Here is a 21,057-nt window from a genome sequence, read left to right as displayed (position 1 = left end):
GTCTGAGCCTGCGCGGCCTTGCCGCGCGGGCGAGCCAAAAGCCTTGCGCGCTTGCGCGCCCAATTCGATAACCGCTGATGTCGGGATATCTGGTCGGAGCGAGAGGATTCGAACCTCCGACCCCCTGCTCCCGAAGCAGGTGCGCTACCAGACTGCGCTACGCTCCGACCGTGGGAGGCGGGTTAAACCGTCCGATTGGCTTTGGCAAGGGGCGAAACGGCGGTCTCAGGCCTGATCACTACCCCTGTCGAACCGCTTCAACCAGCTGGAGATTCGCGGCTGGGTTCCGATGTCCATCCGGGACCGGTTTTCCAGCACCGGTCGGTTCTGGCTGACCAAAGGCGTGCCTTCGCGCAGCACGATATAGATGCCGGACGCGATGATCACAGCCGACCCTACGCCAGTATAGAAATCCACGCTTTCATCGAAGAACAGCCAACCATAAAGCGCCGCCCAGATGATCTGGGAATATTGCATCGGGGCCACGATCACCGCTGGCGCCGAACGATAGGCCGCGATGATCCCCAGCGCGCCCAGCATGCCAAGAAAGGCCATCACCGCCGTCAGCCCCAGATCGGTTACCGTCATCTCGACATAGACAAAGGGCATCATCGCGCCCATGGCAAAGAAGGTCAGCACCATCGGATAGAGCATCAGCACTACCGAACGTTCTGCCTGCCCGATCTTGCGCACGATCACGCTGGTCATCGCCCCCGTTACCGCTGCCCCAAGCGCCGCCAGATGGCCAATGGAAAATCCCTCGCCGCCACCCGGTCGCAAGACGATCAGCACCCCCAGAAGCCCGACAACAACCGCCACACCCCGCCTGATTCCGACCTTTTCCCCAAGCATGGGAATCGCCAGCAACGTGATCAGCAGCGGCATTGCAAAAAAGATTGCATAGCAGGTGGCAAGTGGCAGCTGTGAAAAGGCGAAAAAGCCCATTACCCCGGTCGAAACCGCAGCAACCGACCGCAGCCCGGACCACCATGGATGCGCCGGGATCAGCGTTCCGTCACGCCGGTCGCCCATGAGCATCATCGTGACCAGCGGAAAGCCCATCAGTCCGGAAAAGAACATGATCTGGAACGAGCTGAACGTCTCGCCAAGAAGTTTGACCACAACGTCGTGGGTCGCATAGGCCCCGAAAGCGGCCAACGACAGGACCGCGCCCCTCAGATTGTCAACCATCCCGGATCTACCGCTTTTGCCGCGCCGGGCAACCCGCCCTGTTCGCGCTAACGGCCTTGTCGCAGAATCCCTGCAAAGGCTCAAGCCCGGATGACTTGCAGGCAGGACCGGCTTCAGCCACCTTGGCGGCATGACCGGGGGAATATTGGGATTTCTGGGCGGCATCGGGCTCTTCCTTTTCGGGATGGAGACGATGACGGCCGCCTTGCGCGAAATCGCGGGCGAAGGCCTGCGGCGCTGGCTGTTGCGCATGACACAGACACCGCTGCGCGGCGTGGTGACCGGGGCCGCCATCACGGCACTGGTGCAATCTTCCAGCGCGGTCACGGTGATGACCATCGGCTTTGTCGGCGCGGGGCTTCTGGGCTTTGCACAGGCGCTGGGGGTGCTTTACGGCGCCAACATCGGCACCACCGCAACCGGCTGGATCATCGCGATGGTCGGCATGAAGCTTCAGATCGGCGCGGTCGCGCTGCCCTTGTTGTTTGTCGCTGCGCTGGCGGGCATCTTTGGCGAAGGACGTCTGGCTCGGATGGGCCGTATGCTGGCGGGCCTGTCGCTGTTGTTCATCGGGCTCGACATGATGCAAGCCGCGATGAAGGGGATGGAGGGGATCATCACGCCCGATCAACTGCCCGGCGATGGCTGGGCCGGGCGCATTCTTCTGGTCGGGCTTGGGCTTGCGGTGTCGGCGCTGATGCAAAGCTCATCGGCCGGGGTGGCGCTGGCCCTTGTGCTGCTGGGGTCCGGCACGATCAGCTTTGCACAGGCAGCGGCCATGGTGATCGGCATGAACCTTGGCACCACGCTGACCGGGCTTCTTGCCTCTATTGGCGGTGGGGTCGGCATGCGGCGGACGGCAGTGGCGAACCTTCTGTTCAACGCAGGCACGGCGGTTCTGGCCTTTCCGCTGCTGGATATCGTTGCGCCGGTGCTGCATGGCACGGCCTTGGGCGCGGATGACCAGACAGCGCTGGTCTTGTTTCACACCGGGTTCAACCTGCTTGGTGCGGTGGTCTTCCTGCCCCTGACCCGCGCCTTCGCGGGGCTGGTCGAACGGCTTGTCCCGGACCGTCCCGCCACCCTTGCCGCAGCACTGGAGCCGCAGCTTCTGTCAGACACCGGATCAGCGCTGGATGCCGCCGCGCGCACCGTGGCAGCCATCATCGAGGCGACAGGAAGCGCGCTGCAGTCAGCCCTTGCCCCCGCCGACCGACGCGACCTTCGACGGCTGGCGGCGCTTGCCGGGCAGGTCGAGCCTGCGCGCGAGGCGCTGGAAAACTGGCTGGCGCAGATCCGCATCCCGACCGACCGCAGCGCCGAGATGGAGCGGATGACCGCGCTCATGCACCTGACCGACCACCTGTCACGGCTTGCTGCGCGGGCGGGCGAGATGAACCGGATCGCCCATCTGGCCGACAGCCCCCGCCTGTCACGGCCCGCGCGCGCCGTCGTTGCCGCCTTGGTCAAGCCGCGCGACCCGGCACGGGCAGAGCGACTGGCCGACCGGGTGCAGGGCTTTGCCCGACGCCATCGCCGGGGAGCGATGCTGCGCGAACACGCTGGCATGATCGACATCGCCGATGTCTTTCGGGAAACCGACGCGTTGCGGTGGCTTGACCGGGTGTCCGAACACGCCGAGCGCATCGCCCATTACCGCCGGATTGCCGAGGGGCCGGGCCTGGCCCCCGCCTGATCAGAGGCTGGCGTCAAGGGCCGCAAGCACCGCGTCGCCCATCTGGCTGGTTGATACCGGGGTGCCACCTTCGGCACCCATCAGATCCGCCGTGCGGACACCGTCGGCCAGCACCTTTTCCACGGCTTTTTCCACCCGGGTGGCTTCGTCGCCCAGATCAAAGCTGTAGCGCAGCGCCATCGCAAAGCTCAGGATGCAGGCGATCGGGTTGGCCTTGCCAGAGCCCGCGATGTCGGGGGCAGAACCATGCACCGGCTCATAAAGTGCCTTCGGGCGGCCATTGGCCATCGGCGCACCAAGCGAGGCCGAGGGCAGCATGCCAAGCGACCCCGTCAGCATGGCGGCACAATCGGACAGCACATCGCCGAACAGGTTGTCGGTGACGATCACGTCAAACTGCTTGGGCCAGCGCACCAACTGCATCGCACCGTTGTCGGCATACATGTGCGACAGTTCCACATCCGGGTAATCGCGATCATGGACTTCCTGCACAACGTCGCGCCACAGGATACCCGATTCCATCACATTGGCCTTCTCCATCGAGCAGACCTTGTTGCCGCGCTTGCGCGCCAGTTCGAAGGCCGATTTCGCCACGCGGGCAATCTCGGATTCCGTGTAGCGCTGGGTGTTGATGCCCACGCGCTCGTTACCTTCCTTGAAGATGCCGCGCGGCTCGCCAAAGTAGACGCCGCTGGTCAACTCGCGGACGATGACGATATCAAGGCCCGCCACCACATCGCGTTTCAGGCTGGAAAAATCGGCAAGGGCGTCAAAGCACTGGGCCGGGCGCAGGTTGGAGAAAAGGTCCATCTCCTTGCGCAGGCGCAGAAGACCACGTTCCGGCTTCACGCTGAAATCCAGCTTGTCGTATTTCGGCCCGCCAACTGCGCCCAACAGCACCGCGTCGGCCGCCTGCGCCTTGGCCATGGTGGCATCTGACAGCGGCACGCCGTGGACGTCATAGGCGGCACCGCCCACAAGATCTTCGCTCACGTCAAAGTGGATGTCGCGTTTCGCGCCCATCCAGCCGATGATCCGTTTGACCTCGGCCATGACTTCGGGGCCGATGCCGTCGCCGGCGAGGATAAGGAGGGATGGGTTGGCCATGGCGCTGCTTCCTGCAAATATGACGGTGTTCGCCTAGCCCCTTGGCCCGCAAGGGTCAAGCGGTGAAGGCGATTGCCAGCATGTCCCAGGCCAGGCGAAGGCATGAAGGCTGGCGTGGTTCAAGGGCCGCCGTCCGCCAGATCGGCAGGGTCGGCCTTTCCAGCAACGGACCGGCGTCGCCATGCGGCACAACAGCCCGCCAGGGCCACAAACGGCACGAAAGCCAGTCTAGGGCAGCACCACATCCACCCAGACCGGGAAATGCCGCGAGGCGGCGGCAAGGTCGGCGGCCAGTGGGTCATCAGGACCGGGCCACAAGACCCCCGCACCCGTGACGACAAGCGCGGCTGAAGGCAGCACATAATCCAGCCGCAAGCCCCCGATATCGGCATACAGAACGGTATCCAGCGCCGGGTCACCTTGATGCCCCGGCTCGTCCCGACCGTGGCCGCCACGGGGGGCGGGGTCTTGCAGTGCCGGGTGGGAAAGAAGCGCACCGACCCCATCGCGCAGGCCGTCGCCATCGGCGGGATCAAGGTTGCCGTCGCCAAGCAGCACAAAGGGGGCAGCAGGTGGCGCTATCGGCAGGGCGCCATCAAGATAAAGCCGCCAGAAGGCCGCCTCATCATGGTTGCGCTTGCCGTTGCGGTCTTCAGGGCCATCAAAGACCGGCGGTGTGGCGTGCCATGCCAGAAGATGCAGCGGGCCTGCGTCTGCCCGGATCGGCACATCCCAAAAACCGGTCGTCGCCAGCCGCTGAACCTGCAAAAGGCCCGGATCCATGCCGTCAGGGATCAACGCGCCGGGAAGGTCACGCCAGAGGAACGCAGAATGGTCATGCGCGCCGTCTGAATCTATCGGCAGGCGTGACAGCACCGCCATTCCGGCATGGCCCGAGAACAGACCAAAGCCCTGCGCATCCCGCGCGTCACCCAACCGGCCATTCCCGTCAACGTCAAACCCGGTCTGCATGCCCGTATTCGGTCGCAAGGCGAAGTGATGCGGATAGGCCGCGCCCGCCGCCGCCAACTCGTCTGCCAACATCCGCAGCGCCACCCCGCCAAGGTCGAAGTCCACTGCTGTCAGCAAGACCACATCTGCGTCCAGCACCGACAACACCCGGACAATCGCCGCAATCTGCGGTGTATCGCCCCGCATCAGATCCTGCACGAGAAGACCAGGGCCATTCCGGTCCAGCCCGACGTTCCAGGTGGCAATTCGGAGGGTTTCGGCCGTTCCCGACCCAGGCATCAAGGCCAGAAGAAGGGCCAGACCAAAGCGGTTCAGAGGTCGCCCTCGTCGTCGCCGTTGCGGCGACGGCGGTCGTCAGCAGCCTCGGCCTCTTCTGCGGCGAATTTGAGGTCACGCTTCATCCGGATCATGTCGGCCACACGCGCCATCGCCACACCGCGCATCAAGAGGCTTGCAGGCAGAAAGGCCCATGCGGCCATTGTCCAGATCAGCGTCTGGGGCGAGGTCACGGTGGCGGGCGGAAGACCCGCAGTCACCAGGGCAATCAGGGCCGGAACAATGAAAGGCAAAAGGAACCCGACGGCAAGGTTCGCCCGCGAATCACGTTCCAGACGGTCAACCACATCGCCGCCAGCGGTCGGCTCGAACGTGGGCAGATTCACCCAGACGTTGAAAGCGTTCTTGGTATTGGGCCAGCCCGCCATCTTCAGCACGATCACGAAGACCGCCAGCGAGATCAGCGATACAAGATAGGCCGTCCCCGCCGCTGTTCGGACATCCACGACCTGTGCGGCCGTCGCGGTATCGGCCAGCATGAACGTGGTCAGCCGCACCGGCGAATAGGGAAAATCCAGAGCCTCGCCAATCACGAAGCCAACCGCCCGGAACAGACGGGATACGGTTGTCGGATCTTCCCGGTCGGCGATGATGACCGACAGGAACAGGACAATCGCAAGAAGCATCAGATAGCGGATCCGGTTGAACGGCGCGCCATCGCGAAACTCAAGCAGGCTTGGGTAAACGGCACTGTATTCGGCAAAGACCAGCGTCCCGGCGAACAGTGCCATCAGGGCGACAATCTGACGGGTGTCAGTGCCGATACCCGGAAGGATCACCGACGGCAGAACGATCAGCACCATGACAAGGAAAGCCCGCACCGCAGCCCCGGTCGCCCGGTTCAGCCAGGTGCGCGCGGCCCCGTCAATCGACGACACGACCCGCACTTGAAATCTGCCGCCGACAAGATCACGCATGTTGCTACGAATTGCCTCAATCCTGCCCAAATCCGCCCTGCCGCATTGGTCGTCTGCGTCTCTATACCCATAAAGCCGAGGCTTTGTGGCCATTTCAGGGTCAGTCTGTGGGGATCAGATGGCGTTGAGCAGAAAGCAGCGCAATCGCCGCATGGTTGTGCGGATTCCCGCGCATGCCGGCAGGCCGACTGCGCGGGACAACCCGTCAGGCCCAGGGGCGGGTCGCGGCGGTCTTTGTCTCATAGGCGTCGATCGAGGCCACCTTTTCCAACGTCAGGCCGATGTCATCCAGACCGTTCAGCAGGCAATGCTTCTTGAAGGCGTCGACCTCGAAGGCAAACCTGGTGCCATCGGAAGCGGTGACGGTCTGGCTTTCAAGGTCCACGGTGATGCGGGCGTTTTCGCCTTTGCGCGCGTCATCCATCAGATGCGCCACAGCTTCGGGCGGCAGAACCACTGGCAGGATGCCGTTCTTGAAACAGTTGCTGAAGAAGATGTCGGCAAAGCTGGTCGAGATCACGCAGCGGATGCCGAAATCCAGCAACGCCCAAGGGGCATGTTCCCGGCTGGAGCCGCAACCGAAGTTGTCACCGGCGATGATGATCTCGGCCTTGCGATAGGCCGGCTGGTTCAGCACGAAATCGGGGATCTCCTTGCCGTCCTGCGTATAGCGCATCTCGTCGAACAGGTTCTTGCCAAGACCGGTGCGGGCAATGGTCTTCAGGAACTGCTTGGGGATGATCATGTCGGTGTCGATATTGACCAGCGGCATGGGGGCCGCGATGCCGGTCAGGGTGGTGAAGGGGTCCATCTGGGTCTCCTGTCTTTGGGGGTGGAATAATCCATCCCCGCCGCAGGGGCAACCATCCGTCAGGGGTTGGAAACGTCGGGCGTCCGAAAGGTCAACGAGGCCCAGTCGGAATGCCAGACCGGCCCCACGGCCGCATCGTCATTCGGCAAGGCCCGCAGATCAACACTGTCTGCCAGATACTCCATGCCCGGCAGCACAGGCACCACCACCCGGCCATCCGCGTCGGTGCGGTGCAGGGTAATGGTCACTGTCCCATCCGGCGCGGCCTGAAACAGTTCAAGCTGAGCATCGGGCCGCGGGGTGCCATCAAGCAGCACCAGAAGCGGCATCCCGCCGGTCAGATCGTCGGTATAGGGGTTGGCAAGGGCCACGATCTCGATCTTCAGGCCCATCGCCCGGTCCGCCCCCGCACCCGACCCGACCGCGATCAGGCTTTTGGCATGGCGACGGTAGGTTTCCTTGAACCCAGTTTCAGGCAGGCTGCGCGCCGCATGATCGGCCAAGGCAGAACGGGCGTCCTTGTGTTCGACAAAGCGCTGAAACACCCCGAAGTCATCATAGGTCAACCGCGCGTCCGTCGTCTCATGCACCACAACCGCCAGCCCGTCCGCCCCGGCGTCCATCACCAATGCCGGATTGTCACCCATCCGGCCTTCGACCGGGCGCACCGCATCACCCTGCACCACCTCGAACCGGGCGATGTCCTGCGGCAGATAGGACATGACAAGCCCCTTCATCTCGGACCCGATCCGCAGCCGCACCTGCATCACATCTTCGGGAGCAAGGGTGTAATCCTCCGGCGACAGCCAGAATTCATGCGCCTTCGCCCCTGTCGTGCTAAGTGCCATGAAAAGCGCCGCCAGAATTACCGGAAGTTTCATCATGCCGACCTTCGTTTTCTTGTCCCTTCGCAAGCTGGCCCTTTGCGCCCTGCTGTCAATGGGTATGACCCTGCCCGCCGCCGCGCATGAGGTGCGCCCGGCCATCACCGATGTGACCGTCGGCCCCGAAACGGTCGAGATCATCCTGCGCGCGCCCCTGGAGCCGCTGATCGCGGGGATGGACCTTGCGGGCCTTGAGGATACCAATCTTTCCCCGCTCTCTGACCGCTACGATGCCCTGCGTGCCGAAGACCCCGCCGCACTGGAGGCCGCCTTGCGCCGCGCCTGGCCGGGGATCGCCGCACGGATCACGCTTCTGGCGGACGATACCCGGCTGGACCCGCAAATAGCCTCGGTGACCGTGCCGGAAGTCGGTGACATCAGCCTGCCGCGCGACAGTGAGCTTGCGATCACCGCCACCCTGCCCGCCGATGGCACGCCGGTGCAGATCGGTTGGGATCCCAGCTTCGGGTCCGTCGTGGTGCGCCAGATGGGCGGCGGTGCGGATGCCTATACCGCCATCCTTGCGGGCGGAACGCTCAGCATCGCCCTCCCACGGGAGGGCTACGCCACCGAAGGCGTGCTGCCGGTCTTTGCGCGGTTCATCGTGTCGGGCTTTGAACACATCATCCCAAAGGGCCTTGACCATATCCTGTTTGTCCTTGGCCTGTTCTTCTTTTCCCTGCGGATGTGGCCGCTCTTGGGTCAGGTGACGGCATTCACGCTGGCCCATACCATCACCCTTGCGTTGGCCAGCCTGCAAATCGTGACGATTCCCGCCAGCATCGTTGAGCCGCTGATCGCGGCCTCTATCGTTTATGTCGCAGTGGAAAACATCTTTGGGTCAGGGGGCGGGGCCAACAGGATCGGGCCAATCCGCATCGCCGTTGTGTTCGGCTTTGGCCTGTTGCACGGCCTTGGCTTCGCATCGGTGCTAAGCGATGTGGGCCTGCCGGAAGGGCGCTTTGCCATCAGCCTGATCGGGTTCAACATCGGTGTCGAACTGGGGCAACTGGCGGTTATCGGCCTTGCGTTCCTGCTGCTTGCGCTGCCGTTCGGGCGGCAAGGCTGGTATCGGTCGGCCATCGCCATCCCCGCCTCATGCCTGATCGCCGGTATCGGCGCCTGGTGGACGTTCGAGCGGGTCTTTCTGTAGGCGTAGTCCAGAATGCAATCGGGCCGGGGTTGCCCCCGGCCCGCTGAACGGATCAGGCCAGAAGGATCAGACCGTCTCGCCCATCATCTCCCGCACATCCGTCAGATGCCCGGTGATCGCCGCCGCCGCCGCCATCGCCGGGGACAAGAGGTGGGTGCGCCCACCCCGGCCCTGACGGCCCTCGAAGTTGCGGTTCGAGGTCGCGGCACAGCGCTCGCCCGGGGAAAGCTGGTCGGGGTTCATCGCCAGACACATCGAACACCCTGCAAGGCGCCATTCGAAGCCTGCATCGATGAAGATCTGCGCCAGCCCCTCTTCCTCGGCCTGCGCCCGCACCAGACCCGAGCCGGGAACGACCATGGCCCGCAGACCGTCCTTGATCTTCTTGCCCTTCAGGATCGCCGCAGCGGCCCGAAGGTCTTCGATCCGGCCATTGGTGCAAGACCCGATGAAGACCGTGTCGATCTTGATATCGGTCAGCTTCATGCCCGGAGTCAGACCCATGTAGTCAAGGCTGCGCTGCGCGGCTTCGACCTTGCCACCAGTGAAATCGCTGGCGGCTGGAACGGTGCCGGTAATCGGCAGCACGTCTTCAGGCGATGTTCCCCATGTCACGACGGGGGCGATATCTTCGCCCTTGATCGTCACCACCTTGTCGAAATGCGCGCCTTCATCGGTGTAAAGCGTCTTCCAATAGGCCAGTGCGGCCTCCCATTTCGCGCCTTTCGGGGCGTGGGGGCGCCCCATGACATAGGCAAAGGTCTTTTCATCCGGCGCAATCAGGCCCGCACGCGCGCCGCCTTCGATTGCCATGTTGCAGACGGTCATCCGGCCTTCCATCGAAAGCTCGCGGATCGCCTGCCCGCAATACTCGATGACATAGCCGGTGCCGCCCGCCGTGCCGGTCTCACCAATGACCGACAGCGTGATGTCCTTGGCCGTGACACCGGGGCGCAGACTGCCCGTGATCTCGACCTTCATGTTCTTCGACTTCTTCTGGATCAGCGTCTGGGTGGCCAGAACATGCTCTACCTCGGACGTGCCGATCCCATGTGCAAGCGAGCCGAAGGCACCATGGGTGGCCGTATGCGAATCACCGCAGACCACGGTCATTCCCGGCAGGGTCCAGCCCTGTTCCGGCCCGACGATGTGGACAATGCCCTGCCGGATGTCCGACACGGGGTAATAGTTGATCCCGAAATCCTTGGCGTTCTTGTCCAGCGCATCGACCTGAATCCGCGATTCCTCGTTGTCGATGTGCTTGTCCCGGCCCGGCGTGGTCGGCACGTTGTGATCCGGCACCGCAATGGTCTTTTCCGGCGCACGCACCGTGCGACCCGTCATGCGAAGCCCCTCAAAGGCCTGCGGGCTGGTCACCTCATGCACAAGGTGGCGGTCAATATAAAGCAGGCAGGTGCCGTCTTCGGACTGGTGGACAACGTGATCGTCCCAGATCTTGTCATAAAGCGTGCGCGGAGCGGTCATGGCTCATCTCTTCGGATTGGCAAAAGGGAAAGGGGGGCGAAAGACGCGAAAACCGTGCGGCGTCAGGCAAGTCGCGCCAGAACAGACCGATTGAGCGCGGTGAACCGCCAAGGCAGGCGGTCATGGTCGGCCATGTCGAAAAAGCGCATCATGCAAGGGGAAATACGCGTTTCCCGTCTGGCAATCAAGCACAGACCCTGAGGATGACAGCAGGCAAGGCCACAGGGTCAGCAAGTGCGCGCCAAAGGCGCAGGCCTTTCCTCTCCGCAGACGAGGGGCCAGCCCCTCGAGCTCCCCGGAGTATTTGTCAAAAGCGCAAATGCAACTGCCCTTTTCAGCAAATACTCCCGCCGGAGGCGACGCCGAGGCGGTTGGCGCTTGCGCCAGAGCCGAGAAGAAGACTTGCAGCCGCGCGCGCATGCGCGCCTGTGCAATATCAATCCTGCCTTGCGCCACCGCGTGATACGGCTTATGGCCGCGCCTTCGGTTGAGATTGCCCGGCTCGGGTGCTAGTCTTGGTCGCAAGCCCGGCGCGGGGGCTTTCTCGTCCGCGTCTTCGTTGGAGGACACCGTCCTGTCGCATTCTGACCTGTCGCATTCTGATCCCGCCACTGGCCTGCCGGTCGGCCCGCGTCCGAAACCCGTTGATGTCGCCGCATCTGGCGCGGATGCCCAAAGTTCCGATGCCCTTCTGGCGCTGGTGTTGAAGTCCGTCGACGATGACAAGGCCGAGGACATCGTGCAGATCGACCTGCGCGGACGGTCTGACGTGGCCGATTACATGGTCATCTGTTCCGGCCGGTCTTCGCGGCAGGTGGCTTCCATTTCGGAAAAACTGGCCGATCGTCTGAAGCAGGACATGCGGATTTCCGTCCGCATGGAAGGCAAGGAAACCGGCGACTGGGTGCTGATCGACGCGGGCGATGTGATCGTTCATGTCTTCCGCCCGGAAGTGCGCGAGTTTTATCAGCTTGAAAAGATGTGGCTTCCGGGCGGGGCCACTTCGGGGGCTGCGGCCCCAGCCGATCAGGACTGATGCGGCTGCACCTTTGCGCCGTTGGCCGCCTGCGGGCTGGGCCAGAGCGCGCTTTGGTGGATGATTACCTGCAACGGCTTGACCGGACCGGGCGGCCACTTGGCCTTGGCCCGACAACTGAACTTGAAGTCGAAGACAAGCGCGGCTGCGGGATGAAGGCCGAGGCATTGTTGCTGGGGAAGGTCATTCCTGACGGCGCGGCGCTTTGTGTACTGGATGAACGGGGCAGACTTCTGTCCAGCCCCGACTTCGCCGCCGAGCTTGCCGCATGGCGTGATGCCGGGCGGCAGGACGCGGCCTTCGTGATCGGTGGCGCCGATGGGGTTGACCCTGCCTTGCGGGCGCGGGCCGATCTTCAGCTCAGCTTCGGGCGGATGGTCTGGCCGCATATGCTGGTGCGGGTGATGCTGGCCGAGCAGCTTTACCGCGCCGCCACGATCCTTGCCAGATCGCCATATCACCGGGTCTGAGGCCCGGGCCGCGCTAAATCAGCCCTTCCTTGCGGAACAGGGCTTTCAGGTCGGTTTCGGGCCTTGCGCCGAAATGGCTGATCACCTCGGCGGCGGCGACACAGCCCATGCGGCCAGAGGTGGCCAGCGACTGTCCCGTTGCAAGCCCGTAGAGGAACCCGGCGGCGAACTGATCCCCTGCTCCGGTGGCATCAACCGGCACAACGCGGGTGACGGGGACAATGGCCTGTTCATCCCCGCGCATGACGATCACGTCATGGCCTGACCGGGTGCAGACGACAAGCCCTGCATCGGCTGCGGCCTGTTCCAGCGCGGCGGAAAGGTCGGTCTGATAAAGCGAGGCCCATTCGTGTTCATTCCCTATGACGTAGTCGAGGCTTCTGACCAGTCGGCGGAAATCGTCGCGGTGCCGGTCAACGCAGAACGGATCGGACAGCGCGATGCCAGCCTTGCCGCCTGCGGCATGGCACAGATCCACCGCGCGTTCGAAGGCCTGCTTGCCCTTCGGCTTGTCATATAGATAGCCTTCGAGGAACAGGATCTCAGCCTTGCCCGCCACGGCGTCTGACACGTCATCGGGGCCAAGTTCAGACGAAATGCCAAGGTAGGTGTTCATCGACCTCTCACCATCCGGTGAAACGAAGATCATCGAGCGTGAGGTGGGCAGTTCGCCACCCGGCACCGGAGGGTTGACGAAATCTGTCCCCTCGTCTGCCATGGTGCGGGCGTAAAAGCGGCCAAGCGCGTCATCATGCACGCGGCCGATGAAACCTGTGGTCAGGCCAAGGTTGCCAAGGCCTGCAAGGGTGTTGGCAACCGATCCGCCCGGCGCCTGCTGGCGGTTGGTCATCGCGCCGTAAAGGAGTTCGCCCCGTTCGCGTTCGACCAGTTGCATGATGCCCTTCTGGATACCCATCAGGTCAAGAAAGCTGTCGTCCGCGGTGGAAAACACGTCGACGATGGCATTGCCGATGCCCACGACCTGATAGGATTTCATGCAGTCTTCTCCGGGTATTGGCACCAGTCCCGGATCGGGCAAATGCCGCATTTTGGTTTGCGCGCGGTGCAGATATACCGGCCATGCAGGATAAGCCAGTGGTGCGCGTGCTGCTGGTATTCGACCGGCACATTATCTTCGATGGCACGCTCGACGGTGATTTCATCCTTGCCGGGGCAGATGCCGGTGCGGTTGCCAACCCGGAAGATATGGGTATCCACCGCCTGCGCGGGGTAGTGAAACCACATCGACAGCACCACATTCGCCGTCTTGCGCCCGACGCCCGGCAGGGTGGTCAGCGCAGCACGGGAGCTTGGCACCTCACCGCCGAAATTGTCGATCAGAAGGCGCGACAGCTTGATCACGTTCTTGGCCTTGTTGCGGTAAAGGCCGATGGTCTTGATATGGTCGATCAGCGCCTCTTCGCCCAAGGCCAGCATCTTTTCCGGCGTGTCGGCGATCTGGAACAGCTTTCGCGTCGCCTTGTTCACCCCCACATCCGTGGCCTGCGCCGACAAGGCGACCGCCACCAGAAGGGTAAAGGAATTGAGGTGTTCAAGTTCGCCCTTGGGCTCAGGCTCGACCTCGGCAAAGCGGGCGAAGATCTGTTTCAGCTTGGGGTAGGAAAGTTGTGCGACCATGCGCCCTTCTTGCCAGCGCGGGCGGCGTTGCGCAACGCATCTATCCGCAGGAACCGGGTCGCGGGGGCGGGCGCGGCTGGCTATGGTGGCGGCAAGGAGACTGCCATGACTGACCTTTCCCCCGCCTACCACTATCAGGTGATCACCCGCGCGCTGGAGGTGATTGACGAACACGGCCCCGCGCTGACGCTGGACGACCTTGCCGCGCGGATGCGGATGAGCCCGGCCCATTTTCAACGCCTGTTCAGCCAATGGGTTGGCGTCAGCCCGAAGCGGTATCAGCAATACCTCACGCTTGGCCATGCCCGGACCCTGCTGGCTGAACGCCATACCATGCTTGGGGCCGCGCATGCGCTGCGGTTGTCAGGTGCCGGGCGGCTGCATGATCTGTTCCTGACATGGGAGGCGATGAGCCCCGGCGACTATGCGCGGGGCGGCGAAGGTCTGCTGATCCGCTGGGGCTGGTTTGACAGCCCCTTTGGCCCGGCGCTGGTGATGGCAACCGATCGCGGCATCTGCGGGATGGGCTTTGCCGAAACCCCGGGCGATACGGCGGCGATGGCCGATATGATCAGCCGCTGGCCCAAGGCCCGCTTCATCGAGGCCGCAGACCCGCTGCGCCCGATGGTGGAGGCGGCTTTTGGCGCGGCTCCAACGGCGCTTCACCTGATCGGCGCGCCATTCCAGATCAAGGTCTGGGAGGCGCTTCTTGCGATCCCGTCCGGCCATGTGACGACCTATGGCGACATCGCCGGGGCCATCGGCCACCCCTCGGCCCATCGGGCTGTCGGCACGGCGGTGGGGCGCAACCCGATCAGCTTTCTGATCCCCTGTCACCGCGCCCTGCGGCGGGATGGCGGGCTTGGCGGGTATCACTGGGGGTTGTCTCGCAAACGGGCGATGCTGGCCTGGGAATCCGCGCGGACCGAAGCGTCATAGGCAAGGTCGTGATGGGCGGAAGCCCGCGCATGAACCGGACGAAGACGCGGGGACTGTCACCCTCCGCGCTGGCTTGATATAAAGTCAGCAGAGCCCGGACTACGGGACAGACCTTTTCGAGGCGAGAGCAATGATGATGAAGACCCCCCTAATTCTGGCAGTTGCCAGCACGCTGGCCCTGTCGGCCTGTGTCGATCCGAACGCCTATCCCGACGATCCGAACGCGCGGCAGCGGTCTGGCGCGATCATCGGCGGCCTGACGGGTGCCGTGGCGGGCGCGGCGGTTTCTTCCGACAGCGACCGGCTGAAGGGCGCAATCATCGGTGGCGCACTTGGTGCTGGCACCGGCGCGCTTATCGGTGCTGACCTTGACCGGCAAGCGGCTGAACTGCGCGGTTCCCTGAGCTCCGATATCTCGGTCACGAACACCGGTGACTACCTGATCGTGAACATGCCGCAAGACCTGCTGTTTGCAGTCGACAGCGCAGCGCTGCGCCCGGACCTGACGCGGGATATCCGCGCTGTGGCCTCCAACCTGCTGAAATACCCGAACAGCCGGATCGAGGTGATCGGCCATACCGACAACACCGGCTCGGCCGCCTACAATCAGGATCTGTCGCAGCGCCGCGCCGTTTCGGTGGCCAACGTCCTGCGTGACAGCGGCGTGCCAAGCGGCCGGATTTCGGCCTTCGGTCGCGGCGAGGACCAGCCCATCGCCTCTAACCTGACGGCGCAAGGCCGGGCGCAGAACCGCCGGGTTGAGATCATCATCCGTCCGACCCGCTGATCCGGGCTGAACCAGATTGGAAAGGGCCGGGGCATTCCCCGGCCCTTTTGTCATTGTGTCTTTCGGAAACCGGTCATAATTTCAGACCAATAGCCGGGGTCAACCATGCCATTTCTGAAAGTCACGCCCGAAAAGCTGTCACACTCTGTGGTGCGCCAGATCGAGCAGCTTATCCTGCGCGGGATCCTGCGGCCCGGGGAACGCCTGCCGTCGGAACGGGACATGGCCGAAAAGCTGGGCGTGTCGCGTCCGTCCCTGCGCGATGCCATAGCCGATCTGGCGGATCGCGGGCTGCTGTCCAGCCGGGCCGGGTCTGGTGTCTTTGTGGCCGAGGTGCTTGGGTCGGCCTTTTCGCCTGCGCTGATCCAGCTGTTTGCCACGCATGAAGAAGCCGTCTTCGACTACATCGCCTTTCGGCGCGACATGGAAGGTCTGGCCGCCGAACGCGCCGCGCGGCTTGGGTCCGAAACCGACCTGCGTCTGATCGCCACGATCTTTGCCAAGATGGAAGCCGCGCATCAGAAGCGCGACCCCACGGACGAAGCTGAACTGGACGCCGAATTCCATATGGCGATCATCGAAGCCAGCCATAACGTGCTCATGCTTCACATGCTGCGGTCGATGTTCGACCTGCTGCGACAGGGTGTGTTCTACAATCGCCAGGTGATGTTCCGCAACCGGATGACCCGCGATCAACTGCTGGACCAGCACCGTGCCATGAACGACGCCGTTCAGGCGCGCGATCCTGTGGGCGCACGGGCGGCGGTAGAGGCCCATCTGAATTTTGTGGAACAGGCCTTCATCGACCAGATACGCGCCGAAAAGAACGAGACCATCGCCCGGCAGCGGTTGGAACACGAAGCGACCAGGTAGGCGGATCCTCAATCAGAGGTCTTGCGCCGGTCCGGCAGCTACCCGGGGAACGGCACGGGCAAAACGCATGAAAAAGCGGCAGCCCTTTCAGGCCGCCGCGTCTTGTTGTTCATGCCCGCTCAAGCTTAGTGCAGCCTGGCTTCGACTTGCGCGATGGCATCGTCGATCGAAGCGGTTGCCGCCTCGGCCGTCATCTGTTTGGCCAGCATGTCGCCAGCAGCAGCAATGGCCACAGACACAGCCTGCTCACGCACCTGACGGATGGCAGCGGCCTCGGCAGAGGCGATCTGGTCAGTGGCAGCGGCCAGACGGCGGGCAATGGACGCTTGCAGATCGGCCTTGGCCTGTTCCGCGGCAGCCATCGCTTCGTCCTTTGCGGTCGAGACGATGCGATCAGCCTGCTCCTGCACCTCTTTTTGCCGACGCTCATAAGTGGCGAGGATCGACTTCGCCTCTTCCCGAAGGGCGCGGGCTTCGTCGAGATCAGCCTTGATCGCCACGGCGCGGGCATCAAGCATCCCAAGCAGCTTGCCGGGAACCTTGACGTAGACCAGAAGCGCCACGAAGGCGATAAAGGCCAGAAGCACCACGAAATCGGTATTGCCGAGCGAGAAGAACGGCCCCGACGCCGCAAGCGCGGGCGTGGCGAAGACCGAAAGAAGAAGTGAAAGCCGCTTCATCGCTTTACCCTTTCAGCCGGGCCGAAACGGCCGCAGTCACGGTTTTCGCATCGACCGAGCCACCAAGTGCCGCAACCAGTTCAGCCGCCGTGTCACGGGCAACTTCGGCTACTGCGGCAGCGGCACCATCGCGGATCGCTGCGATGGTCTTTTCGGATTCAGCTGCTTTCGCAGAGATTTCCGCATCTGCCTTGGCGGTGGCAGCGTCAAGATCCTTCTGGATCTCGGCCTTGGCGGCGGCCACGATCTTGGCAGCTTCGGTGCGTGCCGAAGCCAGCGCGTCGTTGTAGGCCTTTTCGGCCTCGACCGCCTTCTGCTTCAGCTCATCCGCTGCGGCAAGGTCATTGGTAATCGTGCTTTTGCGATCAGCCAGCACCGCGCCGATGCGCGGCAGGGCGATGCGCGACAGCACAAGATAGATCACGACCAGCGTGACCAGAAGCCAGAAGATCTGGTTCGGCCAGGACGAAAAGTCCAGCTGGGGCATGCCCACAGCGGCTTCGGCCTCGCCTGTTGCCTCGGTTGCCATGTCGTCTTTTCCTTATGCCTCGGGAACCGGGGCCAGACCGCAGGCCTGGCCCGGATATCAGGTCCGAAGGATCAGACGGCAAACATCAGGAGAAGGGCGATCAGGAACGAGAAGATGCCCAGAGCTTCGGCGAACGCGATGCCGACGAAGAGGTTGGCCATCTGGCCCGGTGCCGCCGACGGGTTGCGCAGAGCGCCCGCCAGGAAGTTGCCGGCAATGTGGCCCACACCGATGCCGGCGCCGCCGAGACCCATCGTTGCCAGACCGGCGCCGATGAACTTGCCCATTTCTGCGATATCGCCTTCCATTTGGTAGCTCCTTTTTGGAATTGGCTGAAGTTGATTGGCTGACCCGAGGTTCCGGTCTTAGTGATGGGCTTCGCCCACCGCATCCCGAAGGTAGACGCAGGTCAGAATGGTGAACACATAGGCCTGAACCGAGGCCACGAGCAGCTCAAGCCCGTAGATCGCCACGATGGCCGCGATTGGCACGACAGACGCCACCCCCATCGCCCCGGCAAAGCCCGCAAAGACCTTGATCACGGCGTGACCGGCCATCAGGTTGCCGCCAAGACGGATGGAGTGAGACAGCGGACGCACGAAGTAAGAGATGACCTCGATCATCGCAAGGATCGGGCGCAGCGCCAGCGGTGCCGACGATACCCAGAACATCGCCAGAAACCCCGGCCCCTTGCGGACAAAGCCCACGATGGTGACAGTGAAGAACACCAAAAGCGCCAGTGTCGCGGTGACCGCGATATGCGAGGTGGTGGTGAAGGACATCGGGATCAGGCCAAGGATGTTCGACAGGAAGACGAACATGAACAGCGTCATCACATAGGGGAAGAACTTCAGCCCCTCATGGCCCGCAACATCTTCCACCATCTTGTGAATGAAGCCGTAGAACAGCTCCGCCACCGACTGACCGCGCGACGGCACAATGGCCCGGCGGCGGGTCGAAAGGACCAGAAGCGCGACCATGGCCAGAACGGCAATCGCCATCCACAGCGTCACGTTGGTCGGGGTGTACCATTCGATGGGACCGTCGCCGAACAGCGGCTTGACGATGAACTGATCCATCGGGTGGATCTGCAGCCCGCCTGCGGCCTCATCGGTCGTCGCCATCCGTCAGTCCCTTTCGCCCTTTGCGGCCTGATCAGCCGCCTTTTGTGCCAGTTGCCTTGCAGACCCAAGCATCGTCTTGACGCCCGCTGCAAAGCCGAAGAGCGAAAAGATGATCAGGAAGATCGGCAACGTGCCAAACAGCACGTCCAGCCCGTAACCGATGCCCATTCCCAGCAACATGCCGGTCACCAGCTCGATCACCATCCTCCAAGCCACCTCGCCCTGCGAGAAACCCTTGACCGTGTTGGTTCGCGGCGGATCAACCTGAACCTTCACCTTGGCCAGACGCGCCTCTAGCGCGCGGAGCCGGTCAGGATCGGGTTCGGACGCCATTGCGAAGCCCCTCACAGTCGCCGCGAACCTACGGAGAGGGTTGGCCAGAGTCAAGCAGCGATGATTTTCTATAAGATGTTGTTTTACATATGCTTTCTTGCGCACCGGCCAAAGCGCGGGATGCCGTTTCCGGGTTTTGCGGCAATGCGGCATATTCAACCCGACGGTTGACGATTTTCCACCTCCGGGGAATAGTCAGCGGATGGCCGACCCCCTCGACACAGTCTTCGCCGCCCTGGCCGACCCGACGCGCCGGGCGATCCTTGGCATGCTGCTGGAAGATGACATGGCCGTCACCGACGTCGCCGAACCCTTCTCGATGAGCCTTGCCGCGATCTCCAAGCATCTGGGCGTGCTGGCGGATGCCGGGCTGATCAGCCGCGAACGGCGTGGTCGGGTGATCTGGTGCCGCCTGGAGCCTGACGCGATGCGCGCGGCTTCGATCTGGATGCAGGGGTTCGGACAGTTCGAGCCACTGGATCTGGACGCCTTCGAGCGGTTCCTGGAAACCGAATTGGCGACCGGCCCGGATTAACCATTCCTTCAAGCGGGCCTGCAATGATCCGGACATGATTTGCCGAACCCGGAAACAGTCTGTTTTTCAGACAGGCCTGAGTTCCACAAATCACGACAGAGAATGCCACAGTCCTGCCTCGCTTGCGCGGGAAAACAGCCGAACAAGAAAAGGGACAGCCCTCATGAAGAACAAGTGGAACCTGTTGCAGAAGATGGGCCTTTCCCGCCCCAAACCGACCGAACAGGTCGAAACCCTTGACCCGTTCGAAAAGCGCCTGAAGATGGTAAATCGGGCGCGGGTCGTCAATCAGGCAGGCCTTGGCAAGCCGGTCTTCAGAAACCGACAGTCACCGACGGAAGTCTGAGACCCGCCACAAGGTCGCGCAATTCCTGCCGCGCTGCGATGTTGGACAGGTTCAGCTGATCAATCCCGGTGTCGCGCAGATCAAGCAAGGTCAGGCCGCGCGGGAAAAGTTCTCGAAAGATCACCCGCTCGGAAAACCCTGGAAGCACGCGGAAACCGATCCGGCGCGACAAATCTTCCAGCGCTGCGCCAACCTTTTTCTTGTTGTGCATCTGCTGGGCGCCAAGCCGGTTGCGAACCACGACCCAATCTATAGGGGCAAGTCCCGCCTGTGCGCGCAATTGTCTGGCAGACCAGACCATTTCCGAATAGATCGACGGCCCCTTCACCTGACCGGTCATCGGATCGACCCGTGCCAGCAGGTCGAAATCGACGAAGCTGTCGTTGAGGGGCGTGATCAGCGTGTCTGCCAGCGAATGCGCAACCTGGCTCAGCCGCGTATGGCTGCCGGGACAGTCGATGATGATGAAATCCTTTTCGCCGTGCATCTCGGAAATCGCCTGCGTCAGGCGCTGGTCCTGCGCATTCTCGCCGGTAGCAAGGTTGGCGGGATCGGCGGCAGGAAGGTCACGGTAATCTGGTGACGGCAGGGTCAGACCAGCCTGCGCCATGTAGGCCCGGCGGTTTTCGACATAGCGGGCAAAGGTCCGCTGCCGCAGGTCAAGGTCAAGCGCCCCAACCCGGTGGCCCATGCGTGCCAAAGCTGTCGCCACATGCATGCAGGTGGTGGACTTTCCCGAACCGCCCTTTTCGTTGCCGACGACGATGATCCGCGCCATGGTCTGCCCTTTGATGCTGTCCGGCCCTCTCATAAGCGCAGGCGGCGCGGGACGGAAGCGGGCAAGCGATTTCTTTGAAGAAATCCCGTCGAAGCCCGATCAGGCCGCGCACCGGGACTGTCGCAATTCCGGCGTGCGCAGGTGGCAGGCGAAAGAGAAAGGGCATGTGTCGCCACATGCCCCTTGCCGTTCGGTCTGGTCGTCGGGATCAGAACCCGAGACCGGCGTACTTGTTCTTGAACTTCGACACGCGGCCACCGGTATCCATCAGCTTTGCCTGCTGGCCGGTCCATGCCGGATGCGCCAGCGGGTCGATGTCCAGCGACATCTGGTCGCCTTCCTTGCCCCAGGTCGACCGCGTCTCGTAGGTGGAGCCATCGGTCATCTTGATGGTGATGGTGTGATATTCGGGGTGAATCTCGGCTTTCATCGTCCCG

25 protein-coding genes and 1 tRNA gene are annotated in these 21,057 nt (G+C 63.0%); 9 read left to right on the top strand and 17 right to left on the bottom strand.

Annotated features, from left to right (window positions below; all coding sequences use genetic code 11):
• Positions 1 to 90 precede the first annotated feature (90 nt).
• Positions 91 to 167, bottom strand: a tRNA-Pro gene (locus QUV21_RS12320).
• Between the two features lie 58 nt (positions 168 to 225).
• Positions 226 to 1,191, bottom strand: a complete 966-nt coding sequence (locus QUV21_RS12315) for a DMT family transporter (RefSeq protein ID WP_300855278.1) — start codon at positions 1,189 to 1,191, stop codon at positions 226 to 228.
• Positions 1,192 to 1,321: 130 nt separating this feature from the next.
• Between QUV21_RS12315 and QUV21_RS12310 the strand changes: the two genes are divergently transcribed.
• Positions 1,322 to 2,887, top strand: a complete 1,566-nt coding sequence (locus QUV21_RS12310) for a Na/Pi symporter (RefSeq protein ID WP_300855277.1) — start codon at positions 1,322 to 1,324, stop codon at positions 2,885 to 2,887.
• Here the strand turns inward: QUV21_RS12310 and leuB are convergent, their stop codons facing one another.
• The 5 genes from leuB to QUV21_RS12285 all read right to left on the bottom strand — a co-directional run bounded on the left by leuB (position 2,888) and on the right by QUV21_RS12285 (position 7,914).
• The gene (gene leuB, locus QUV21_RS12305) at positions 2,888 to 3,994 is read right to left on the bottom strand and encodes a 3-isopropylmalate dehydrogenase (RefSeq protein WP_300855275.1); all 1,107 of its coding nucleotides are present in this window, start codon (positions 3,992 to 3,994) and stop codon (positions 2,888 to 2,890) included.
• Positions 3,995 to 4,222: 228 nt separating this feature from the next.
• The gene (locus QUV21_RS12300; protein WP_300855274.1) at positions 4,223 to 5,245 is read right to left on the bottom strand and encodes an endonuclease/exonuclease/phosphatase family protein; all 1,023 of its coding nucleotides are present in this window, start codon (positions 5,243 to 5,245) and stop codon (positions 4,223 to 4,225) included.
• Between the two features lie 32 nt (positions 5,246 to 5,277).
• Positions 5,278 to 6,219: a hypothetical protein gene (locus tag QUV21_RS12295; RefSeq protein WP_366907972.1), complete on the bottom strand. Its 942-nt coding sequence runs from the start codon at positions 6,217 to 6,219 to the stop codon at positions 5,278 to 5,280.
• 205 nt (positions 6,220 to 6,424) lie between these two features.
• Entirely contained in the window at positions 6,425 to 7,030 is a 606-nt protein-coding gene (gene leuD / locus QUV21_RS12290) for a 3-isopropylmalate dehydratase small subunit (protein ID WP_300855272.1), read from the bottom strand.
• A 59-nt stretch (positions 7,031 to 7,089) separates the two neighbouring features.
• Entirely contained in the window at positions 7,090 to 7,914 is an 825-nt protein-coding gene (locus QUV21_RS12285) for a DUF4198 domain-containing protein (RefSeq protein ID WP_300855270.1), read from the bottom strand.
• On the opposite strand from QUV21_RS12285, the gene QUV21_RS12280 reads away from it, so the two are divergent.
• Positions 7,913 to 9,067: a HupE/UreJ family protein gene (locus tag QUV21_RS12280; RefSeq protein ID WP_300855269.1), complete on the top strand. Its 1,155-nt coding sequence runs from the start codon at positions 7,913 to 7,915 to the stop codon at positions 9,065 to 9,067. The genes QUV21_RS12285 and QUV21_RS12280 overlap by 2 nt on opposite strands.
• 66 nt (positions 9,068 to 9,133) lie before the next feature.
• Here QUV21_RS12280 and leuC read toward each other — a convergent pair whose 3' ends face one another.
• Positions 9,134 to 10,552 carry a 3-isopropylmalate dehydratase large subunit gene (gene leuC / locus QUV21_RS12275; RefSeq protein ID WP_300855264.1) on the bottom strand — a complete coding sequence of 473 codons (1,419 nt, stop codon included), beginning with the start codon at positions 10,550 to 10,552 and terminating at the stop codon, positions 9,134 to 9,136.
• Positions 10,553 to 11,111: 559 nt separating this feature from the next.
• Here leuC and rsfS point away from each other — a divergent pair.
• Both rsfS and rlmH read left to right on the top strand, forming a co-directional pair.
• Entirely contained in the window at positions 11,112 to 11,588 is a 477-nt protein-coding gene (gene rsfS / locus QUV21_RS12270) for a ribosome silencing factor (protein WP_300855262.1), read from the top strand.
• Entirely contained in the window at positions 11,588 to 12,058 is a 471-nt protein-coding gene (gene rlmH / locus QUV21_RS12265; protein WP_300855261.1) for a 23S rRNA (pseudouridine(1915)-N(3))-methyltransferase RlmH, read from the top strand. The genes rsfS and rlmH overlap by 1 nt, the downstream gene beginning before the upstream one ends.
• 13 nt (positions 12,059 to 12,071) lie before the next feature.
• Here rlmH and QUV21_RS12260 read toward each other — a convergent pair whose 3' ends face one another.
• Positions 12,072 to 13,055: an adenosine kinase gene (locus QUV21_RS12260; RefSeq protein ID WP_300855260.1), complete on the bottom strand. Its 984-nt coding sequence runs from the start codon at positions 13,053 to 13,055 to the stop codon at positions 12,072 to 12,074.
• Positions 13,052 to 13,696: an endonuclease III gene (gene nth, locus QUV21_RS12255; protein WP_300855259.1), complete on the bottom strand. Its 645-nt coding sequence runs from the start codon at positions 13,694 to 13,696 to the stop codon at positions 13,052 to 13,054. The genes QUV21_RS12260 and nth overlap by 4 nt, the downstream gene beginning before the upstream one ends.
• A 105-nt stretch (positions 13,697 to 13,801) precedes the next feature.
• Between nth and QUV21_RS12250 the strand changes: the two genes are divergently transcribed.
• The 3 genes from QUV21_RS12250 (at position 13,802) to QUV21_RS12240 (ending at position 16,295) form a co-directional block, all read left to right on the top strand.
• The gene (locus QUV21_RS12250; protein ID WP_300855258.1) at positions 13,802 to 14,635 is read left to right on the top strand and encodes a bifunctional helix-turn-helix domain-containing protein/methylated-DNA--[protein]-cysteine S-methyltransferase; all 834 of its coding nucleotides are present in this window, start codon (positions 13,802 to 13,804) and stop codon (positions 14,633 to 14,635) included.
• Between the two features lie 130 nt (positions 14,636 to 14,765).
• Complete coding sequence (locus QUV21_RS12245; protein ID WP_300855255.1) at positions 14,766 to 15,422, top strand: OmpA family protein; 657 nt, start codon at positions 14,766 to 14,768, stop codon at positions 15,420 to 15,422.
• 105 nt (positions 15,423 to 15,527) lie between these two features.
• Complete coding sequence (locus QUV21_RS12240) at positions 15,528 to 16,295, top strand: FCD domain-containing protein (protein ID WP_300855254.1); 768 nt, start codon at positions 15,528 to 15,530, stop codon at positions 16,293 to 16,295.
• 125 nt (positions 16,296 to 16,420) lie between these two features.
• Here QUV21_RS12240 and QUV21_RS12235 read toward each other — a convergent pair whose 3' ends face one another.
• From QUV21_RS12235 to QUV21_RS12215, 5 genes are all read right to left on the bottom strand, one after another.
• Positions 16,421 to 16,975: a F0F1 ATP synthase subunit B gene (locus tag QUV21_RS12235; protein WP_300855253.1), complete on the bottom strand. Its 555-nt coding sequence runs from the start codon at positions 16,973 to 16,975 to the stop codon at positions 16,421 to 16,423.
• 4 nt (positions 16,976 to 16,979) lie between these two features.
• Positions 16,980 to 17,504, bottom strand: coding sequence for a F0F1 ATP synthase subunit B' (locus QUV21_RS12230; protein WP_300855252.1), 525 nt, complete (start codon positions 17,502 to 17,504; stop codon positions 16,980 to 16,982).
• A 71-nt stretch (positions 17,505 to 17,575) separates the two neighbouring features.
• Positions 17,576 to 17,812, bottom strand: coding sequence for a F0F1 ATP synthase subunit C (locus QUV21_RS12225; RefSeq protein WP_125325857.1), 237 nt, complete (start codon positions 17,810 to 17,812; stop codon positions 17,576 to 17,578).
• 57 nt (positions 17,813 to 17,869) lie between these two features.
• Positions 17,870 to 18,628 carry a F0F1 ATP synthase subunit A gene (locus tag QUV21_RS12220; protein ID WP_300855250.1) on the bottom strand — a complete coding sequence of 253 codons (759 nt, stop codon included), beginning with the start codon at positions 18,626 to 18,628 and terminating at the stop codon, positions 17,870 to 17,872.
• A 3-nt stretch (positions 18,629 to 18,631) separates the two neighbouring features.
• A complete protein-coding gene (locus QUV21_RS12215; RefSeq protein WP_300855247.1) occupies positions 18,632 to 18,961 on the bottom strand; it encodes an AtpZ/AtpI family protein in 330 nt (109 codons plus the stop codon).
• A 202-nt stretch (positions 18,962 to 19,163) separates the two neighbouring features.
• On the opposite strand from QUV21_RS12215, the gene QUV21_RS12210 reads away from it, so the two are divergent.
• Complete coding sequence (locus tag QUV21_RS12210) at positions 19,164 to 19,496, top strand: metalloregulator ArsR/SmtB family transcription factor (RefSeq protein WP_300855246.1); 333 nt, start codon at positions 19,164 to 19,166, stop codon at positions 19,494 to 19,496.
• Positions 19,497 to 19,659: 163 nt separating this feature from the next.
• On the top strand, positions 19,660 to 19,842 hold the full coding sequence (locus tag QUV21_RS12205; RefSeq protein WP_300855245.1) for a hypothetical protein: 183 nt from the start codon (positions 19,660 to 19,662) through the stop codon (positions 19,840 to 19,842).
• Here the strand turns inward: QUV21_RS12205 and QUV21_RS12200 are convergent.
• Positions 19,811 to 20,620 (bottom strand): division plane positioning ATPase MipZ, encoded by an 810-nt coding sequence (locus QUV21_RS12200; RefSeq protein ID WP_300855243.1) that lies wholly within the window; start codon positions 20,618 to 20,620, stop codon positions 19,811 to 19,813. The two genes, QUV21_RS12205 and QUV21_RS12200, sit on opposite strands and share 32 nt — an antisense overlap.
• Positions 20,621 to 20,828: 208 nt before the next feature.
• Entirely contained in the window at positions 20,829 to 21,050 is a 222-nt protein-coding gene (gene rpmE, locus QUV21_RS12195; protein ID WP_125325850.1) for a 50S ribosomal protein L31, read from the bottom strand.
• Positions 21,051 to 21,057 lie beyond the last annotated feature (7 nt).

It is taken from the genome of Tabrizicola sp., from assembly GCF_030373185.1.
Lineage (GTDB): Bacteria > Pseudomonadota > Alphaproteobacteria > Rhodobacterales > Rhodobacteraceae > Tabrizicola.
The sequence above is the reverse complement of the archived record's forward strand: the minus strand, read 5'-3'. Positions and strand labels throughout refer to the sequence as shown.

Coding starts and splice junctions, on each gene's coding strand:
- QUV21_RS12315 (WP_300855278.1), bottom strand. CDS start 1,191: ATGGTTGACAATCTGAGGGGCGCGGTCCTGTCGTTGGCCGCTTTCGGG.
- QUV21_RS12310 (WP_300855277.1), top strand. CDS start 1,322: ATGACCGGGGGAATATTGGGATTTCTGGGCGGCATCGGGCTCTTCCTT.
- leuB (WP_300855275.1), bottom strand. CDS start 3,994: ATGGCCAACCCATCCCTCCTTATCCTCGCCGGCGACGGCATCGGCCCC.
- QUV21_RS12300 (WP_300855274.1), bottom strand. CDS start 5,245: ATGCCTGGGTCGGGAACGGCCGAAACCCTCCGAATTGCCACCTGGAAC.
- QUV21_RS12295 (WP_366907972.1), bottom strand. CDS start 6,219: ATGCGTGATCTTGTCGGCGGCAGATTTCAAGTGCGGGTCGTGTCGTCG.
- leuD (WP_300855272.1), bottom strand. CDS start 7,030: ATGGACCCCTTCACCACCCTGACCGGCATCGCGGCCCCCATGCCGCTG.
- QUV21_RS12280 (WP_300855269.1), top strand. CDS start 7,913: ATGCCGACCTTCGTTTTCTTGTCCCTTCGCAAGCTGGCCCTTTGCGCC.
- QUV21_RS12285 (WP_300855270.1), bottom strand. CDS start 7,914: ATGATGAAACTTCCGGTAATTCTGGCGGCGCTTTTCATGGCACTTAGC.
- leuC (WP_300855264.1), bottom strand. CDS start 10,552: ATGACCGCTCCGCGCACGCTTTATGACAAGATCTGGGACGATCACGTT.
- rlmH (WP_300855261.1), top strand. CDS start 11,588: ATGCGGCTGCACCTTTGCGCCGTTGGCCGCCTGCGGGCTGGGCCAGAG.
- QUV21_RS12260 (WP_300855260.1), bottom strand. CDS start 13,055: ATGAAATCCTATCAGGTCGTGGGCATCGGCAATGCCATCGTCGACGTG.
- nth (WP_300855259.1), bottom strand. CDS start 13,696: ATGGTCGCACAACTTTCCTACCCCAAGCTGAAACAGATCTTCGCCCGC.
- QUV21_RS12250 (WP_300855258.1), top strand. CDS start 13,802: ATGACTGACCTTTCCCCCGCCTACCACTATCAGGTGATCACCCGCGCG.
- QUV21_RS12245 (WP_300855255.1), top strand. CDS start 14,766: ATGATGATGAAGACCCCCCTAATTCTGGCAGTTGCCAGCACGCTGGCC.
- QUV21_RS12240 (WP_300855254.1), top strand. CDS start 15,528: ATGCCATTTCTGAAAGTCACGCCCGAAAAGCTGTCACACTCTGTGGTG.
- QUV21_RS12235 (WP_300855253.1), bottom strand. CDS start 16,975: ATGAAGCGGCTTTCACTTCTTCTTTCGGTCTTCGCCACGCCCGCGCTT.
- QUV21_RS12230 (WP_300855252.1), bottom strand. CDS start 17,504: ATGGCAACCGAGGCAACAGGCGAGGCCGAAGCCGCTGTGGGCATGCCC.
- QUV21_RS12225 (WP_125325857.1), bottom strand. CDS start 17,812: ATGGAAGGCGATATCGCAGAAATGGGCAAGTTCATCGGCGCCGGTCTG.
- QUV21_RS12220 (WP_300855250.1), bottom strand. CDS start 18,628: ATGGCGACGACCGATGAGGCCGCAGGCGGGCTGCAGATCCACCCGATG.
- QUV21_RS12215 (WP_300855247.1), bottom strand. CDS start 18,961: ATGGCGTCCGAACCCGATCCTGACCGGCTCCGCGCGCTAGAGGCGCGT.
- QUV21_RS12210 (WP_300855246.1), top strand. CDS start 19,164: ATGGCCGACCCCCTCGACACAGTCTTCGCCGCCCTGGCCGACCCGACG.
- QUV21_RS12205 (WP_300855245.1), top strand. CDS start 19,660: ATGAAGAACAAGTGGAACCTGTTGCAGAAGATGGGCCTTTCCCGCCCC.
- QUV21_RS12200 (WP_300855243.1), bottom strand. CDS start 20,620: ATGGCGCGGATCATCGTCGTCGGCAACGAAAAGGGCGGTTCGGGAAAG.
- rpmE (WP_125325850.1), bottom strand. CDS start 21,050: ATGAAAGCCGAGATTCACCCCGAATATCACACCATCACCATCAAGATG.